The sequence below is a fragment of the Shewanella mangrovisoli genome (assembly GCF_019457635.1).
Classification (GTDB): domain Bacteria; phylum Pseudomonadota; class Gammaproteobacteria; order Enterobacterales; family Shewanellaceae; genus Shewanella; species Shewanella mangrovisoli.
In genome coordinates, this window is the sequence record NZ_CP080412.1 from 2,029,711 (window position 1) to 2,045,684 (window position 15,974).

Genomic DNA, 15,974 nt, shown 5'->3' on the forward strand with positions numbered 1-15,974 from the left:
AATAAAATTATAGATTTACGCTGCTTCGGCGGGAGTGTAAAATGCCGCTGCCCTCGTGTGAAGGGGCCACTGAAATAAACTTGCGGAGATAGAACTGTGCAGCAATACGTACTCTGGTATCAGGAATTAGGCATGGGTGACGTCAACTTGGTTGGCGGTAAAAATGCTTCTCTTGGCGAGATGATCAGCAATCTAGCTAATGCCGGTGTTCAAGTACCTGGCGGATTTGCGACTACTTCTTATGCGTTCAATGAGTTCCTTGAACAAAGTGGAGTAAACCAGAAGATTTATGACATCCTAGCAACATTGGATGTAGATGATGTCAATGCACTGGCACAAGTAGGTGCACAGATCAGACAATGGGTTATCGATACCCCGTTCCAACCAGCTCTAGAGCAAGCGATTCGTGAAGCTTACGACAAACTTGCCGCTGAAACGAGCGATGCATCATTCGCGGTGCGTTCTTCTGCTACCGCAGAAGACATGCCAGATGCTTCTTTTGCTGGTCAGCAAGAAACCTTCTTAAACGTGAAAGGATTTGACTCAGTACTCGTGGCGATTAAGCACGTGTTCGCGTCACTCTTTAACGACCGTGCCATTTCATACCGTGTTCACCAAGGTTATGAGCACCACGGTGTTGCCCTGTCGGCCGGCGTACAACGCATGGTTCGTTCAGACAAAGCGGCATCAGGTGTGATGTTCACCATGGACACTGAATCAGGCAATAACGATGTAGTGTTTATCACTTCATCTTTCGGTCTGGGTGAAATGGTTGTTCAAGGTGCGGTAAACCCTGACGAATTCTATGTTCACAAACCTATCCTCACTCAAGGCCATAAAGCCGTTGTTCGCCGTAATATCGGTAGCAAGCTCATCCAGATGGTGTATTCCGATGACGCTTCTCACGGCAAACAAGTGAAAATTGAAGACGTTGCGGCTGAAAAACGTCGTCAATTCTCCATCAACGACGCCGAAGTGATGGAACTGGCTAAACAAGCTATGGTTATCGAAAAACACTACGGTCGTCCAATGGACATCGAGTGGGCAAAAGACGGTAACGATGGCAAACTCTATATCGTTCAAGCGCGTCCAGAAACGGTTCGTAGCCGTGAAGACGTACAATTAATTGAACGTTACCACTTAAAGAGCCGTGGCGCGGTGATCTCTGAAGGTCGTGCTATCGGTCATAAAGTCGGTTCAGGTGTGGCTAAGGTATTAACCTCTATCGCGGATATGGATCAAATCCAACCTGGTGATGTGTTAGTGACCGACATGACTGACCCAGATTGGGAACCTATCATGAAGCGCGCTAGCGCCATCGTGACTAACCGTGGCGGTCGTACCTGTCACGCGGCGATTATTGCCCGTGAATTAGGCGTACCTGCGGTAGTAGGTTGTGGTGACGTGACCGACCGTATCAAGAATGGTCAGTTAGTGACTGTTTCTTGCGCCGAAGGTGACACTGGTTACATCTACGAAGGTAAGCAAGAGTTCGAAGTGGTGTCTAATCGCGTTGACGCTCTGCCTGCATTACCGATGAAAATAATGATGAACGTGGGTAACCCAGATCGCGCCTTTGACTTCGCTCGTTTACCAAACGAAGGTGTGGGTCTAGCGCGTTTAGAGTTCATCATCAACCGCATGATCGGTATTCACCCGAAAGCGCTGCTTGAATTCAACCAACAAGACGCTGCGCTGCAGGAAGAAATCAACGAGATGATCGCAGGTTACGACTCTCCAGTTGAGTTCTACATTGCCCGCTTAGTCGAAGGTATCGCCTCAATCGGTTCTGCTTTCTATCCGAAGAAAGTGATCGTGCGTATGTCAGACTTCAAGTCTAACGAATACGCGAACTTAGTGGGTGGTGACCGTTACGAGCCAGAGGAAGAAAACCCAATGTTGGGCTTCCGTGGTGCAAGCCGTTATATCTCTGAATCATTCCGTGATTGTTTCGCGTTAGAATGTGAAGCGATTAAGCGTGTGCGTAACGAGATGGGTCTGAAAAACGTTGAAGTGATGATCCCATTCGTCCGTACCGTGAAAGAAGCCGAGCAAGTGATTGAACTGCTGAAAGAGCAGGGCTTAGAGCGTGGTAAAGATGGTCTACGCGTCATCATGATGTGTGAAGTACCGTCAAACGCGCTGTTAGCGGACCAATTCCTTGAGCACTTCGATGGTTTCTCTATCGGCTCAAACGACTTAACTCAGCTATCACTCGGTCTTGACCGTGACTCAGGCATCATCAGCCACCTGTTCGATGAGCGTAACGAAGCCGTTAAGATCCTGCTGTCTATGGCCATTAAAGCGGCTAAGGCGAAGGGCGCTTACATCGGTATCTGTGGTCAAGGACCTTCAGATCACGCCGATTTCGCAGCTTGGTTAGTTGAACAAGGCATCGATACTGTATCGTTAAACCCTGATACAGTGATTGATACTTGGTTATATTTAGCCGAAGCACACGGTTGATCTCGGTTGTAATTTTATAAAGGTGTTAAAAAAGCCGCTTTTTAGCGGCTTTTTTTTGTTTATAATGGGCCGCATAACAATAATTGACTGAAGCCGCTCATGTTACCTCTGTTATCACACCAACAAACGTTAGAACCTGTCTATCTGGCCTATCTTGATGCCTTAGCGCAAAGTGGCTACGCCGGTGATATCGATAAGCGCTACAGCGCGCGCCTCGTGCAGGCCACGGATAACTCCGTATACCAATTTTTGCCGCAGGCGGTGCTTTATCCTAAGCATCAAAAAGATATTCAAATCGCTTTGTCGCTGGCGGCAAAAGCAGAATTTGTGGGTGTGACTTTTAGTGCCAGAGGCGGCGGTACGGGCACCAATGGCCAATCGCTGACCCACGGCTTGATCCTAGATGTGTCGCGCTACATGAATCGCGTATTGGAAGTGAACCCTGAGCAGGGTTGGGTACGCGTCGAGGCGGGTGTCGTCAAAGATGCCCTAAACGATGCGCTGCGTCCCCACGGCTATTTCTTCAGCCCCGATCTCTCAACCTCAAACCGTGCCACTATCGGCGGCATGATTAATACCGATGCCTCGGGCGCGGGATCCTTAGTTTACGGTAAAACCTCAGATCATGTGCTAGCGCTACGCAGCATATTGATTGATGGCAGTGTGTTCGACACGCGTCCCCTTGACGCGGGTCTGTTATGTAACCCGGATAACGTGAGCGATAATCCGCTCGGGCAAAAACTGATTTCTGCGATTGCCGAAGTGTGCCGCGAGAAGCGTGCGCTGATCGAACAACAATTCCCTAAGCTCAATCGTTTCTTAACCGGATATGACTTAAAGAATGTCTGGAACAACGGCTTAACCCAGTTCGATCTCTCGCGCATTTTAACGGGGTCTGAAGGCACGCTGGCGGTGATCACCGAGGCGAAACTCAACATTACGCCACTGCCGAGTGAACAGGCGATGGTGAACATTAAGTATGATTCTTTCCAGTCTGCACTGCGCCATGCGCCTTCCTTAGTGGCGGCGCGGGCCACTGTGGTCGAAACCGTGGACTCAAAAGTGCTTAACCTTGCCCGTGAGGACATTGTTTGGCATTCGGTATCAGACCTTATTCAAGAAGTGCCGGGTAAAGTGATCGATGGCCTCAATATGGTCGAGTTTGCAGGTGATGCCGCTGAGGTGAGCGAAAAGCTTGCGGCACTCGAAGCCGTGCTGATCGAACAAATCAGCCGTGGTGAGTGTGGTGTGGTCGGTTATCAAGTCACTCAAGATAAGGCCAGCATTGAGAAAATCTACGGCATGCGTAAAAAAGCCGTGGGTCTACTCGGTGCCACCAAGGGACGTCGCAAACCCATTGCGTTTGCCGAAGATACAGCGGTGCCGCCCGAAATGCTCGCCGATTATATTATGGAGTTCCGTGCGCTACTCGATAGTCACAATTTGCAATACGGCATGTTTGGCCATGTGGATGCGGGCGTTTTGCACGTGCGGCCCGCGCTGGATATGTGCGATGTCGAAGATGAAAAGCTGCTGAGGGTGATTTCTGATCAAGTCGCGGCGCTGACACTCAAATATGGCGGCCTGATGTGGGGCGAGCACGGTAAGGGCGTGCGCGGCGAATATGGTCCATCGGTATTTGGTGACGAGCTTTATGGTGTGCTGCAAGACATTAAAGGCCTATTTGACCCTGATAATAGGCTCAACCCAGGTAAATTAGTGGCGCCCAAGCAAGCGGGTGGCCTGTGTTTTGATGTGGACAGTACCAAGCGCGGCAAGTTTGACCGGCAAATTCCGGTCGAAGTGCGCGATGCCTATCCCGATGTGATGAACTGTAACGGTAACGGCCTGTGCTTTAACTACAGCAGTTTCTCACCTATGTGTCCGTCATTTAAAGTGACGGGGGACAGAGTTCAGTCGCCTAAAGGTCGCGCGGGCTTAATGCGTGAGTGGCTGCGTTTGCTTGAATCCGAAGGCGTCGATGTCAATGCGCTGGCCAGAGCCAAACCCTTAGGCATTTTGCAGCGCATGCAAAATACCATCAATGCGAAGCGCGATTATGATTATTCCCACGAAGTGATGGAATCACTGAAGGGTTGTTTAGCCTGTAAAGCTTGCTCGAGCCAATGTCCAGTGAAAGTGGATGTACCTAAATTTAGGGCGCAATTCTTTAATATTTATTATCAACGTTATCTGCGCCCGGCTAAAGATTATCTGGTGGCGGGCATCGAGGACAGTTTGCCTCTTATGGCGGCGGCGCCAAGGTTGACCAATTTTGCCTCGCAGAATCCGCTCAGCCAATGGGTGATCAAAAAAGCTATCGGCTATGTTGATGCGCCAGCGCTGTCGGTGCCGACATTGAAACAACGACTCGATGGTCATGCGAGTCGCGGTTATGATCTGGCGGCATTACAGGCTATCCCCGCCGATGAGCGGGCAAAGTTTGTGTTAGTGGTGCAAGATCCGTTTAACAGTTTTTACGATGCAGGCTTGGTGTATCGTTTTATCCAACTGATTGAAACATTAGGATTAAAGCCCGTTTTATTACCCTTTAAACCCAATGGTAAACCCACTCATATCAAGGGCTTCTTGGATAAATTTGCCAAAACGGCGCAGTCGAGCGCGGATTTCTTAAACCAAGTGCATAAGTTGGGCATGCCTATGGTGGGTATCGATCCCGCCTTAGTGCTCTGTTATCGCGATGAGTATAAAGAAATCTTAGGGGCGAATCGCGGCGCGTTTGAGGTGAAACTGGCTAACGAATGGCTCCTTAGCATACTGCAGGATATTCCCACTAAGGCCATGCAAGATAAACAATTTACTTGGTTTAGCCATTGCACTGAGTCTACGGCCAAGCCGAATACCGCCAATGAGTGGAGCAAAATCTTCACTCACTTTGGCGCTAAATTAACGGCGGTGAATTTGGGCTGTTGTGGCATGGCGGGCACCTACGGCCATGAGGCTGAGAATCTTGAGCGTTCTAAGGCCTTGTTTGATATGTCGTGGAAAGACACTTTAAGCAAGATAGACGCGTCGCAGGTGTTAGTCTCGGGCTATTCATGTCGCAGCCAAGTGAAACGTTTCGCTGGGTATAAGCCAAAACATCCATTAGAGGCTTTATTGGAGCTTGTTAAGGCTTAACGCAATTTTGCCTTAGGGATTGGATAATCCCTAAGGCAATGCCACACTAAACCAGTCGTCAGGCTGGTTTTTTTATTGAGGGACGCTATGGAAAAGCACACGGACAATGTTATCGACACGCTACAGGAATTCATCAACAAGCCAACGCCGGAGGACATCGTCATACCGCCAACGGCGCTGTGTAGTGAAGTTGCGCTATTTCGTATCCAGCTTTCCGGTGACTGGTTATATCAAAACAGCCCATTACCGACCAAGTTTGCAAAGTTATTTGCCAGTATTTTACATGGCATCGATGGCGAGCATTTTCTGATCACGCCAGTCGAGAAGGTGCGAGTTGAGGTGGAAGATGCGCCATTGGTGATTGTCGATTACGTGAAGAATGACATAGCACCTAGTTTGATGCTCAAAAGCAGTATCGGGACTGAACATCAGATTGCCGATCTCAAACGACTAAAGCTTACCGACTTTGGGATTTATCTGCCCCTAGAGCGCGGGCTATGGGGAAAATTAAGCCGCGCCTGTTACTATAATTTTGTGAATGAATTCAATTTATCCGACGACCAAGGGGCGGATGCATAAAGATTTTGATTGCAATTACTTGGGCAAGCTGACTAGTTTATTACAGGTTAAGTGGTAGTATTAAAACTGACTTCGGCGAATATCCTTTTGCTTGTTGTCTGTGTTGATGGGTCTAAATGGTGTTTTCGGAGGTGCTGTTTGAACCGCTATGAAAGCTTAGGCTATCTTGTTTCCCACTTGAATATTGAGCTGCAAAATGAGCTCGATATACAGCTGAAACGCTATCAGCTCGACATAAAGTTGTGGCCGGTGTTGTTTGCGCTTTGGCAGGAGGAGGGGATCACTCAGACCGAGCTGTCTAAGCGTTGCGATGTGGCCAACTATACCATGACCCGTCTGCTCGATCAGTTGCAGGTTCAAGGATTGATCACCCGTCACCAAGAGCTCGATAACCGCCGAGCATTCCAGATTTTCCTCACCGATGAGGCTAAGGCGCTGGAGCAGGATTTGATCCGTGAGGCCGAGCGCGTCAATGAGAAATACCTGTCCAATCTCAGCGAAGAGGAGCGCCAGCAGTTTATGCGCTTACTCAATAAGATAAATCGTTTACCTTCACTCACAGAGCTGTAAGTTCTGCCCTTAGACAACGCGGTTTAACCGTCTCCACGCATTAGCTAACGGCGATTAAACTGCTATCACAATGTTTGTTTTCTCAGCGTATTGGTTTGTTACTAATACTCCGGCCTATTACTCATTCTTGTTTAAACCAGCAGTACAAATTGCTACTCGAGTATTGTTGCAAAAATGTTTCTCTAAACGCCATCTTGTTGCACTGGAAGCTTGCATTCCAACACAAAAACATTGCTCAAATTGGTTTGTCGACTGAGCAATTACAAGGTGATTTTTCAGGGAACATGAAATGAAACAACTCTTTAAGCGCAGCCGAATTGCTGCGACCTGTCTTATGGCAATGGGACTCGCGACCAGTTACGCCACGCTGGCGGATGATAGCGCGTTCGTGGATGCACAGTCTGGTGCGGTACAATTTACCTTAATTACGGGTGAGGTGGTCACAGCGGTCGTGCGTGCTGATGGTTCACTCGGCGGGATCCGTTTGCTCGGTGAAAATGGGGCCGAGGTGATCACCAGTATTTTTCAAAATGCGAATGGCCAATATCTTATTACACCTAAAGCCCAACCTCTGGTGACATCCAAAGCCGTCGATTTAGAGCTCTTTAACATCACTAAATTACATGCAGCGGGCTATGACGATGCTTCCACCGATAAGCTGCCCGTGATTATCGAATACCAAGATGGCACGCTGGCGGGCTCTGCGGTACCGAATCCGATTGAAGGGGCGACATTAACCGATGAAATCGAGCTTATCGACAGCGCCGCCTTTGGTGTGAGTAAGTCTAAAGCGGCCAAGGTATGGGAAACCCTCAGCACGGATGCTTCGGTGAAATCTGTATGGTTAGATGCCGTGGTGCATGCCGATAAAGAGGTGCCAAATGGCGTGAATGCCTTGGCAAACTTAACCCCAACCGTGCCGTTAACCGGCGCCTATGGCAATTTAGCCAAGCACTTCAATGGTCAAGGTGTCACTGTTGCAGTACTTGATACTGGTTATGATCTTGATCATAACGATTTAGCGGAGCAAGTACTTGTCAGTAAAGATTTTACCTATTCCAGTAATGGGATAGACGATCTCAATGGCCACGGCACTCATACTGCGGCCACCATTGCAGGCACTGGTGTCGAATCTAATGGTCGCTGGGCGGGCATGGCGCCAGGAGCCAAGTTGCTGGTGGGCAAGGTACTGACAAATGCGGGCTCAGGCTCTACTAGTGGGATCTTGAGTGGTATGCAGTGGGCCGTGGCTCAAGGCGCCGATGTGGTCAGCATGTCTTTAGGTGGCAGTGGTACTAGCTGTGCTGGGCCGCTTGTCGATATGGTCGAAGCCTTGAGTGACAAAGCCCTGTTTGTGGTGTCGGCGGGCAATAGTTTTACCCGCGAGACTGTGGGGATCCCAGGATGTGCTCCGAGTGCGTTAACTGTGGGGGCCGTTGACCGCGACAATCACACCGCATCTTTCTCATCCCGTGGACCCTCTCCTGATGGTCATTCTGCAAAACCCGATATCGCCTCCCAAGGAGTGGATGTTGTGTCGGCAGCTTCAGGGGGATTTGGCTCGACGGCCTATCGCGCTCTGTCGGGTACCTCCATGTCGGCGCCCCATGTGTCAGGCGGCGCGGCGATAGTGATGCAAGCCAGACCCGAATTGAGTCCGCGCCAAGTGAAAGAAGTGTTGACCTCTTCGGTATTACCGAATGATTCACACGTGCTTGAACAAGGCGCTGGGCCTATGGATGTGAATCGCGCAATCGCTCAAAGCATTATCGCGCCGCCCAATATGGAGCTTGGCTCCTTTGCCTATGATCAGGATATTGGCGTGACAGAAAAAACCGTTAGTTTGCGCAACTTATCCGACAAGGACATCAATCTTAAGCTGAAAATGAGCTTGATAGGTGAAGATGGTAAAACCCGTATGCCAGCCACATTGGCGGGATTAAGTCTTAACAGTATTACCGTCCCTGCTAAGGGGAGTGCTGAGATCCCTGTGTGGATAGACTCGAGTGTGGCACTGCGTAGTGGCGCCTATGGCACTATCACTGGGCGCATCGAAGGAACAACAACGGGTAAATCCGATGAACGAGTCACTGTACCTGTGTCATTCTGGATTGAGCCACCACAGGTAAACTTGAGCTTAAGTGTGACCGATATGCGTGGTCATCCTGCCACCTCGCCATCAAAAGTGTATTTGATGAATGAGGAAGATGATTGGGGACAAGCCGTAAGCTTAACCAACGGCCAAGCGAGTGTGAACGTACCTGAAGGTAACTATTCAATCGTCGCTAATGTCATGACCTATGACAATGATTTTACTTCAAATGGTTTAGTGGAATCGGCGACACAAATGGCGGTGCTTAATCGCAAGTTAAGCCAAGATACCCACCTTGAGTTTGATGCCCGTAATGCTGAAAAACTGCAGTTTAAAGCCAGCAAGCCGTTAGCGACGCAAGGTTTCTCCTTTGGATTTACCTACGCATTGGATGATAACAAGTTAGCAAAATTGGCGGCGATGGACTTTGCACCCGACTATGTGAAGGATATGTACACTTGGTCACAGGGGCACGATGACAGATTCCGCTCCTTCGTGACGACTCGTGCGATTGCCCCCGAAGCTGTGCTGACGATGCAAAATGGGGAAGTGCTGGAGTATAACAAGCAAGGTTTAGCAATGTCCTTCAACGGCCAAGGCAGTGCAGAAGTGGTATTTGTGGGCGATGGCGGTTACAGCACGGATTGGACTCAGTTCGATCTTAAGGGACGCATTGCACTCATAGGTAATCCCTATTATTTGACCTCCACCATGGTGAACAATGCCCTGAAAAATGGCGCGATTGGGGTGATTTTCTATCGTCCGGGTCTTAAGGGCCGTTACAAGGGAACGATTGGTGGCACGCCGCGCATTCCTGCTGTAGGGATCAGTTCGGAGCAGGGTGAAGCCCTATTGGCGCAGGTCGAAGCGGGCAACAATCTGGTGAGTTGGTCAGGGATTGCCGCAGAGCGTACACCCTATGCTTATTCCATTAACCATATCACCGACGGGCGTATCGATGGTGGGCAAGTGGTGCTGCAAGAGCACAAGATGCAGAAAATTAGCGCGGCCTATCATTCTCAAAATGATGAACGTCCTGTGTTTGTGGATGTGATGGGGATGACCAATAGTACGGGCGAGTTCTATTCCACGGGCAGCACCCAAATGGTGATGACACCGATTGTCCGTGACGAATACTACACGGCAACCAGTAAAAATATGTGGACCAACATCGTTATGCCCGGCTCTGCGATGGCGGCTGAAGGCGCTTACTTCGATGGTCCACGTATGATGACCGAGGGTACAGTTGAGAGCACCTCTTGGCTTAAAGGACCCAAGGCGGGTAGTTTGCTCACTAATGGTGGCGCGATTGCCTATCGCGATACGAATACTATCGATTTAAGTATTGTGCGATTCGGTGATGCGGCAGGGCATGATGGCACAGGTGGCTACAATTCACAGTCTCTCTATGGGTTGAAAGTGAATGGTCAGAACACTTATCTCGACAGTGGGCTGCTGACGCTTCCTGACTCGAATGCTCAAGTAGAACTCGAAATTCGCTCCTACGCCCGAGGTGTCGGTAGCAGCTCGCCGATTAAAGATAACTTAGGCTCTTTCTACCAGGGGATTTACCACTTCAGCACGGATTCGAGTAAGCAAGGTGTTCAGGCGGTATTGGTACCTAAAATCGATATTCCAGTCGCGCTTGATAACACTGTAGCTGCGGGTGAAGCGGTTACCATCAAGCTTGCGGGTGTGATGGATGGCATAGGTCAAGTTGACTTGGCTGATGTCAGCTTAGAGTACGGTTATGGCCAAGAGTGTTCGTTGGCAGCAGTCTCTGTATCGATTTACTGCCCCGTTGCGAGTAAATTTGCTGAAAGTGCATGGAAAACGGCAGAAGTCAAAATGGTCGATGGTCAGTGGACTGCGACCATTCCTAACGATGCTGCCGCGGGTAATTTTGTGCATTTACGTGTACAAATGAACGATGGCAGTAGCACTGCGCAGCAGACTATGATGCGGGTTTATATGCTGAAGTAATACGTCACAGTAGTTTGGATAACACCGCTATTGTTTAGGCAATAGCGGTTTTTTATTACTGAATTTTTAACATCGGCTTAAAAAGGGAAGAGCACGGCGAGCAGCACTAAACTGGAACCCAGCAGTAGCCCCTGTTGCAGCAGGCGTTGGCCTTGAATAAGGCTGTTTTTACCTTGTTTTAAGCTGGTAATAAGTTGATTGTGTTTATAAATTCGGCAAGTCAACTCATCGGTTTGGGGATCGATAAACAGCTTGAAACTGCATTGATGGCCATCATTGAGCTGCACTTTATGTACGCTGTTCGGGCCAAAGTTAAACTTGCGCGACACCATCTGCCCATTCACGAACACACGTTCAATTCCAAACCAATCACTGGCCTGTAGCTCAACCGAGTCCTGATTTAACTCGTACTTAAAACTGACCATATGCAATCCCTTCATTGACAGACGAGTGATTAATTCAAGCAGAGGCACATAGGCTTTTCCACTACAGAAAAGTGAATTTTACGTGGCGTTTTGGTATCTGATTGGTATTAAGAGGAATTTATTTTTAGCTGGATAAACGAAGCGAGGGAAGAGGTTGAGGCGAACAACAAGTCGTTGTCCGCCTATAGCATGATTAGGCTTTTGCTGCTTGATAAATGGCACGGGCCATTTCGTCTGCAACCGCCGCAGTAGTGCGGTTTTCAGCATCGGCTTTAGTGAAAATCTTCAGCAATGTGTTGTAGATTTCTCTGACCTTAGCTTCTGATTTCGCCGCATCATAGTCTTTTTCAAATGACACGTTGATGATACCGCCTGCGTTAATCACATAGTCTGGTGCATACAGAATGCCCATTTCTTTTAACTGCTCACCATGGCGAACTTCAGCTAATTGGTTGTTGGCGCAACCGGCAACAATCTTAGCTTTAAGTTGTGGCAGGGTCACATCGTTTAAAGTGGCACCTAATGCACATGGCGCATAGACATCAACGTCTTGGGCATAGATATCCTGTGGGGCAACAACGATGGCGCCAAAGTCGGTAGCCACTTTATCGAGTGAAGCTTGGTGAATATCGGTGACGATAAGCTCAGCACCTTCTTCATGCAGATGTTTACACAGGTAATAACCCACATGGCCCACACCTTGAACGGCAATCTTAAGGCCTTTTAAGCTGTCTAAACCGAGTTTGTGTTTAACGGCAGCTTTGATCCCTAAATAGGTGCCTAATGCAGTAAAGGGTGATGGATCGCCGCTCTTGCCTTCAAGACCCGCCATGTATGGGGTTTCTTGATGAGCGATCATGATATCCGCTGTTGTGGTACCTACGTCTTCAGCAGAATAGTAACGTCCACCCAGGCTATTGATGAAACGGCCAAACGCACGGAAGAGGGCTTCGCGATCAGGGCGCTTAGGATCGGCAATAATCACTGACTTACCACCACCCATGGTTAAACCTGCGAGGGCGTTTTTGTACGTCATACCGCGGGAGAGGCGTAATACGTCTGTCAGGGCTTCATCGTCGGATTGGTAGTTCCACATCCGGCAGCCACCCACAGCAGGACCTAAGTTGGTGTTATGGATGGCAACGATGGCTTTTAAGCCACTCTCTTTATCATGACAGAATACGACCTGTTCATGTTCATCAAAGGATACATGATTAAATACAGCCACGTGAAGTTCTCCGCTATACACAATAAAACGTCGATGGAATCACTTCCCATCGACAGCTCGTTATATTTATTGCAGAACCATAGCATTTAGCGATACTCTCAACCATGCATAATGACCGAATAAATAGATTATTTGTGGCAATCTAGCTTTCCACTTTACGTAAACGTAAGGTTTTTAGTGTGAAACCAGTTTTTACTGGGATAATCTCAGACATTAGAACGATTCGCGTGCTGTCCCAAGAATGAGAGCCGCGTAATAACAATAAGATAGGACGGAAGTATGACTGAACAAGCTGTCGACCAGGCTCAACCAACAATCTCTCCAGAAGAAATGGAGAAACTGCGCCAAGAGTGGGTCAGAACTCAATTTCAAAAAGCGAACCGTTTTCTAGCCGAGAAAGGGGTGATCCCAAGTAAAGTGTTAGCCGACGAAAGCCGTTATCTGGCGCCTTATTTAGCGATTTGGAAAATGGAATCTAAGCGTCCTTCGGCCAAAACCTATTGGGTGATGTCTGGCGATTTACCGTCGGATTTTGTCGACGTCAAAGTCGCGAAAACGGCGCGCGATGCGATTCGTCACTTCTCTATGATGTGGCAGATGCAGGCCGAAAACCTGATCCGCTCAGGCGCAGTCCAACGTGATGCGACGCAGGCAAAATTTGCGCAGTTATTAGTATCACGTGCTGAGAGCTTGTATCGTATGCACAATGATGAAAAGCTTTGGAATACTAATGCTTAATCTAGTGTTAGCGTAAAAACTAAAGGCACTCAGTTGAGTGCCTTTATTGTTTTGGGTGACGCTAATCTGTCGACCTCACGCAATAGTGCGCTAAGGCTTAAGCTTCATCGTCACTTAAATAATATAAGCCTTGATTGATTAGCTTAAGCAGTAGTTCTTGCACTTCAGCATGCTTACACAGTGCCATGGCGCTGTCGCTATCAAAGCTGACATGATCGCTTAACTGGATTAACACGGCTTCTGGCGTATTGGGCAGCTCATAAATTTCGCCATTGATGAATAAGCGAGATTGAGTGTCGTTTTCTAAACGCAGCACTTTTAAGCCGCCGATGCGATTAACGCCGGCGCCTTGCTCGAACGCATCCTGGAGATCGTCTGCGTTATAGGCTTCTTCACCCTCGCAGATATCCAGTTCAAAACGGTTTTGACTCAACAGTTTACCTAGCACCACTTGGTAGCTTGTTGGATCTTGAGCGAGCTGGCTTAACAGCGACATGATCCCGAGCTGATGATCTTGACTGATCACGCCAGGATTTGCATGCTCAGTCGCCGAGGTGAAACGCTGCTGACCTAAGTTATTGTCGAGCAAGTAATCGGCAACTTCACTGGCGAGCTCCTGTTGGCTCGGTGCGCGGTAACCAATTGAATAGCTTAAGGCTAAGGTTAAGGTTTCACCGCAGTGTGGGTAACCAGGCGGAATATATAGCACGTCGCCTTTCTCTAATACCACGTCGATGATGGGCTCGAAGTCTTCCACCAGTGGCGAGTTCGGGTTGCCGCCACGGCGTTGCTGCGGCGTATTAGCCCCAACAGTCCAGCGACGCTCGCCTTCACCTTGGATGATAAACACATCGTAGTTATCAACGTGTGGACCGACACCGCCATTTGGGGTCGCGAAGGACACCATCAAATCATCGAATCGCCAGTCGGGCAGAAAACGAAACGCTTCCACTAATGGCTGAGAGTCCGGGTACCAATGGTTTACGGCTTGCACCAGTAATTGCCAGTGGGTTTCACCGTAATTGTCGTAATCCTCGAACGGGCCTTGGATCACTTCCCAGTTGTCTTTTTGAGTGACCACGATGCGCGAGGTGATTTCTTCTTCACAGGCAAGGCCTGCAAGCTCATCGGCGCTGATCGGATCTTCAAAGTCAGGGAAAGCGCCCTTGATGACCACAGGTTTTTGTTGCCAGTGTTCCTTGAGGAACTGGGCGATATCGAGATTGAGTGTATACATAGTATCAAAAAAGGCGACTACATCGAATGTAACCGCCTTAATCCTTATTTATGGCTGATAAACAATTTCAGCTCGCGAATCTTTGCTCTCGCTACTTTGTGAGCAAACTCCGCTGAGCTAAAAATATTAGTTAAGCTCGTCGACGAAGGCTTCTGCACGGCCAATGTAGTTGGCTGGTGTCATCTTCTTCAGCTCTGCTTTCACTTCTTCAGGCAGGGCTAAACCGTCGATGAATACCGCTAATTGCTGGGCATCGATACGCTTACCACGAGTCAGTTCTTTTAACTTCTCGTATGGCTTTTCAATACCATAGCGACGCATAACGGTTTGTACTGGCTCGGCTAAGACTTCCCAGTTTTGGTCGAGTTCGGCACGTAAATGATCTTCGTTCACTTGTAACTTGCTGATGCCTTTTAAGGTGGCTTGGTAGGCAATCAGCGAGTGGGCAATACCCACACCTAAGTTACGCAGTACGGTTGAGTCGGTCAGGTCACGTTGCCATCTTGATACTGGCAGCTTAGACGCTAAGTGTTGCATCAGTGCGTTAGCAATCCCGAGGTTACCCTCTGAGTTTTCAAAGTCGATAGGGTTGACTTTGTGTGGCATGGTTGATGAACCAATTTCACCGGCAACGGTACGTTGCTTGAAGTGACCAAGGGCAATATAACCCCAAACGTCACGGTCGAAGTCAATCAGGATAGTGTTGAAACGCGCGATGGCATCAAACAGTTCGGCGATGTAATCGTGTGGCTCGATTTGCGTGGTGTAAGCGTTCCAGTGCAGGCCTAAGCTGGTGACAAAACGCTCAGACAGTGCATGCCAGTTCACTTCTGGGTAAGCAGATAAGTGGGCGTTGTAGTTACCCACGGCGCCGTTAATTTTACCCATGACTTCAACAGCTGCGATCTGCTTGATTTGACGCTCTAAACGCACAGCAACGTTGGCCATTTCTTTACCTAACGTCGAAGGCGAAGCTGGTTGACCATGAGTGCGTGACATCAATGGCACTGAGCGGTATTCAACGGCCAGTTTTTTGATGGCGCTGAGCAGTTCATTGCAGTATGGCAGCACCACTTGCTCGCGGGCTTCGGTCAACATTAAGCCGTGGCTCAGGTTGTTGATGTCTTCAGAGGTACAGGCGAAGTGAACAAATTCACCGACAGCGGCGAGTTCGGCGTTATCTGCGATTTTTTCTTTGATGAAGTATTCAACCGCTTTTACGTCGTGGTTGGTGGTGCTTTCAATGGCTTTCACGCGTAGCGCATCTTGCTCGCTGAAATTGTCTTTAATTGCATCTAACACCGCGATAGCAGATTCGCTCAGCGGCGGCACTTCAGTGATTTCTGGGCAATCGGCGAGTAATTTTAACCAGTTGATTTCAACTTGAACACGGTACTTAGTAAGACCGAACTCGCTGAAAATCCCTCGCAATGACGCTGTTTTACTACCGTAACGGCCGTCTACCGGAGAGATAGCAGTTAGTGCGGAAAGATCCATGTGAAGCTCCTTGATGAA

The 15,974-nt window shown here is 48.8% G+C and carries 10 protein-coding genes; 6 read left to right on the forward strand and 4 right to left on the reverse strand.

The genetic code is table 11. The features are described 5' to 3' along the window. Positions 1 to 96: 96 nt before the first annotated feature. The 5 genes from ppsA (at position 97) to K0H60_RS09025 (ending at position 10,831) form a co-directional block, all read left to right on the forward strand. On the forward strand, positions 97 to 2,466 hold the full coding sequence (ppsA, locus tag K0H60_RS09005) for a phosphoenolpyruvate synthase (RefSeq protein WP_011716755.1): 2,370 nt from the start codon (positions 97 to 99) through the stop codon (positions 2,464 to 2,466). 99 nt (positions 2,467 to 2,565) lie between these two features. Then, positions 2,566 to 5,607 carry a D-2-hydroxyglutarate dehydrogenase YdiJ gene (gene ydiJ, locus K0H60_RS09010; protein WP_220057913.1) on the forward strand — a complete coding sequence of 1,014 codons (3,042 nt, stop codon included), beginning with the start codon at positions 2,566 to 2,568 and terminating at the stop codon, positions 5,605 to 5,607. Between the two features lie 87 nt (positions 5,608 to 5,694). Next, positions 5,695 to 6,186: a DUF1285 domain-containing protein gene (locus K0H60_RS09015; RefSeq protein WP_220057914.1), complete on the forward strand. Its 492-nt coding sequence runs from the start codon at positions 5,695 to 5,697 to the stop codon at positions 6,184 to 6,186. 138 nt (positions 6,187 to 6,324) lie between these two features. After that, positions 6,325 to 6,756 carry a MarR family winged helix-turn-helix transcriptional regulator gene (locus K0H60_RS09020; RefSeq protein WP_220057915.1) on the forward strand — a complete coding sequence of 144 codons (432 nt, stop codon included), beginning with the start codon at positions 6,325 to 6,327 and terminating at the stop codon, positions 6,754 to 6,756. A gap of 289 nt (positions 6,757 to 7,045) precedes the next feature. Further along, positions 7,046 to 10,831, forward strand: a complete 3,786-nt coding sequence (locus K0H60_RS09025; protein ID WP_220057916.1) for a S8 family serine peptidase — start codon at positions 7,046 to 7,048, stop codon at positions 10,829 to 10,831. A gap of 77 nt (positions 10,832 to 10,908) precedes the next feature. Here the strand turns inward: K0H60_RS09025 and K0H60_RS09030 are convergent, their stop codons facing one another. Further along, positions 10,909 to 11,256, reverse strand: coding sequence for a hypothetical protein (locus tag K0H60_RS09030; protein WP_011716760.1), 348 nt, complete (start codon positions 11,254 to 11,256; stop codon positions 10,909 to 10,911). 193 nt (positions 11,257 to 11,449) lie between these two features. Continuing rightward, positions 11,450 to 12,484 carry a Glu/Leu/Phe/Val dehydrogenase dimerization domain-containing protein gene (locus K0H60_RS09035; protein ID WP_011716761.1) on the reverse strand — a complete coding sequence of 345 codons (1,035 nt, stop codon included), beginning with the start codon at positions 12,482 to 12,484 and terminating at the stop codon, positions 11,450 to 11,452. Between the two features lie 279 nt (positions 12,485 to 12,763). Here K0H60_RS09035 and K0H60_RS09040 point away from each other — a divergent pair, with 279 nt between their 5' ends. Then, entirely contained in the window at positions 12,764 to 13,222 is a 459-nt protein-coding gene (locus K0H60_RS09040) for a DUF4826 family protein (RefSeq protein WP_011716762.1), read from the forward strand. A 97-nt stretch (positions 13,223 to 13,319) separates the two neighbouring features. Here K0H60_RS09040 and K0H60_RS09045 read toward each other — a convergent pair whose 3' ends face one another. Further along, positions 13,320 to 14,459, reverse strand: a complete 1,140-nt coding sequence (locus K0H60_RS09045; protein WP_220057917.1) for a ribosomal protein uL16 3-hydroxylase — start codon at positions 14,457 to 14,459, stop codon at positions 13,320 to 13,322. A gap of 126 nt (positions 14,460 to 14,585) precedes the next feature. After that, positions 14,586 to 15,956 (reverse strand): adenylosuccinate lyase, encoded by a 1,371-nt coding sequence (gene purB / locus K0H60_RS09050; protein ID WP_011716764.1) that lies wholly within the window; start codon positions 15,954 to 15,956, stop codon positions 14,586 to 14,588. Positions 15,957 to 15,974: the final 18 nt, after the last annotated feature.